Annotated in this window: 4 protein-coding genes; all 4 read left to right on the plus strand. The window is 67.3% G+C overall.

Annotation, left to right across the window (positions count from 1 at the left end):
- The coding region (locus HUK84_RS14545; protein WP_281362826.1) for an NAD(P)-dependent oxidoreductase at window positions 1-462 on the plus strand (462 nt) is incomplete at its 5' end.
- A 38-nt stretch (window positions 463-500) separates the two neighbouring features.
- Complete coding sequence (locus tag HUK84_RS14550; RefSeq protein WP_176640927.1) at window positions 501-1,331, plus strand: class II aldolase/adducin family protein; 831 nt, start codon at window positions 501-503, stop codon at window positions 1,329-1,331.
- A 5-nt stretch (window positions 1,332-1,336) separates the two neighbouring features.
- Window positions 1,337-1,936 (plus strand): cysteine dioxygenase family protein, encoded by a 600-nt coding sequence (locus HUK84_RS14555; RefSeq protein WP_176640928.1) that lies wholly within the window; start codon window positions 1,337-1,339, stop codon window positions 1,934-1,936.
- Window positions 1,937-1,939: 3 nt separating this feature from the next.
- The coding region (locus HUK84_RS14560; protein ID WP_281362827.1) for a rhodanese-like domain-containing protein at window positions 1,940-2,645 on the plus strand (706 nt) is incomplete at its 3' end.

A 2,645-nucleotide genomic window follows, 5' to 3' on the forward strand; every position in this document is an offset into this window, starting at 1 on the left:
GTCCTGGCCTGGCGGCGCGGTGAGTGGCCGGCCGGCGGAAATGGCCCGGTCGAGCCGGTGCGCAGCCTGGCGGAACTGGCCCGGCGGTCGGACCATCTGGTGCTGGCGTTGCCGCTGACGGAGGAAACGGCGGGATGCGTGAACGCGGACGTGCTGCTTCATGCCCGGCCGGGGCTGCACCTGGTCAATGTCGCGCGCGGAGGGCTGGTCGATCACGCCGCCCTGCTGGCGGCGCTGGACAGGGGGCAGGTCGGCTTCGCGACGCTGGACGTCACAAGCCCGGAACCGCTGCCGGCGGGCCATCCGTTCTACAGCCATCCTGCCGTGCGGCTGACGCCGCATCTTTCCTGGTCGGGGCCCGTCGTCCGGGAGAATTCCGCCCGTAGGATCGCGGAAAATATCGAACGCTTCTTTGCCGGCCAGCCGCTGCGCGACGTGGTCGACGCGGCCCGTGGATATTGACCCGCGGATATTGAACTGAACGAAAAGGCAAGATCATCATGAATGCTCCGGTCCTGACCAGCCGCGCACGGGATGCGGCACCGACCATCCCCCCAGCGCAGGCGCATGCGCGTGCCCGCCGCCTGGAACCGCGCCCGCCCGCCGCGTCGTTCGCGGAAGAGCGCCTGCATCGCAAGCAGCGGCTGGCCGCGACCTTCCGCCTGTTCGGCCGCTACGGCTTCGACCAGGGGCTGGCGGGCCATGTCACGGCGCGCGATCCGGAATTTCCGGACCAGTACTGGATCAATCCGCTGGCCGTCCATTTTTCGCAGATCCGGGTCTCTGACCTGCAACTGGTGGACCATGATGGTACGATCCTGGTCGGCGACCGTCCGATCAACACCGCCGGCTTCACCATCCATTCGGCCCTGCACAGGGCGCGGCCGGACGTGATTGCGGCGGCCCACACCCATTCGACCTATGGCAAGGCGTTTTCCGCGCTGGGGACCGAGCTTCTGCCGATCACCCAGGATTCCTGCGCGTTCTTCGAAGACCATGCCGTGTTCGATCCATTCAGCGGCGTGGTGTTGGATGACGGAGAGGGCGAACGGCTGGCCGCGACGCTGGGGGATCGCAAGGCGCTGATCCTGCAGAATCACGGGCTGCTGACGGTCGGACCGACGGTCGAAGCCGCCGCCTGGTGGTTCATCACCATGGACAACGCGGCGCATGCCCAATTGCTGGCCCAGGCGGCGGGACCCGTCAGGCCGATCGCGCCCGAGATCGCCCGCCTGACCGCCGGCCAGGTCGGCACGCATCAGGGCGGTTATTACTCGTTCCAGCCCCTGTGGGACTGGATCGTCGCCCAGGAACCCGATCTGCTGGATTGACCGACATGACATCCATTGCCCGACTCAGGGATTTCGTCACCCGCTTCACGGCGCTGCATGAACGCGGGCTGGACCGCGAGGCCCTTCAGCACGAAGGTGCGGCGCTGCTGCGCGAACTGGTGGCGCAGGATGACTGGCTGCCCGAGGAATTCGCCCGGCCGCATCCCGAGCGGTATAGCCAGTATCTGCTGCATTGCGATCCGTTGGAGCGGTTTTCGGTCGTCAGCTTCGTCTGGGGGCCGGGGCAGAAGACGCCGCTGCATGATCATCGCGTCTGGGGGCTGATCGGTATGCTGCGCGGGCGCGAGCGCGAGACCCAGTTCGCCCGCGACGCGGACGGTCGCTTCCGCGCGGGCGAGACAAGCGACCTGGAACCCGGCGAAGTCGCATCTCTCGCCCCCGGCGTGAACGATTACCACCAGGTCGCCAATGCCCTGGCGGATCGCACGTCGGTTTCGATCCATGTCTATGGCGACAATATCGGCGGCGTGTCGCGTGCGACCTACGATCCCGAAACAGGGACGGAAAAAAGCTTCATCTCCGGTTATTCCAGCGCGGTGGTGCCCAATCTGTGGGACCGCTCGAAGAACAAGGGAGCCGACTAGGCCATGACGCATTCCGCAGCGTCCACATTGTCGCCGGAGGAAATCCGCCGCCGTCTTCGCGAGGGCGAGGAAATCGCCCTGCTCGATCTGCGCGAGGAAGGGCCGTTCGCGACCGGCCATCCGTTGTTCGCCGTCAACCTGCCGCTGGGACGGATTGAGGAACGGATCGCCGGCCTGATCCCGCGTCGGGATGCGCCGATCGTGCTGTATGACGACGGGGAGGGGCGCGTGGCGCGGGCGCTGCCCGTGCTGGCGACGCTGGGCTACAGCCAGGTGGCCGTCCTGGAAGGCGGGTTGGCGGGCTGGCGGCAGTCCGGCGGCGAGATCTTTATCGACGTCAACGTGCCGTCCAAGGCCTTCGGCGAACTGGTCGAGCATATCCGCCACACGCCGTCGATCCCGGCGCGGGCGTTGCATGACCGGATCGCGCGGGGCGATGATCTGGTGATTCTCGATGCCCGACGCTTCAGCGAATACAATGTCATGTCGATCCCGGGCGGCCGTTCGGTGCCCGGCGGGGAACTGGCGTTGCGCGTGCGCGACATCGCGCCCTCGGCCGATACCACGGTGGTGGTGAACTGCGCCGGTCGCACGCGCTCGATCATCGGCGCCCAGTCGCTGATCAATGCCGGCATTCCCAACCCGGTCGTGGCGCTGCGCAACGGCACGATCGGCTGGACCCTGGAAGGCCTGGCGCTCGATCGCGGCG

The organism is Nguyenibacter vanlangensis, from assembly GCF_013376155.1.
Classification (GTDB): Bacteria; Pseudomonadota; Alphaproteobacteria; order Acetobacterales; family Acetobacteraceae; genus Gluconacetobacter; species Gluconacetobacter vanlangensis.

Coding starts and splice junctions, on each gene's coding strand:
- HUK84_RS14555 (WP_176640928.1), top strand. CDS start 1,337: ATGACATCCATTGCCCGACTCAGGGATTTCGTCACCCGCTTCACGGCG.
- HUK84_RS14550 (WP_176640927.1), top strand. CDS start 501: ATGAATGCTCCGGTCCTGACCAGCCGCGCACGGGATGCGGCACCGACC.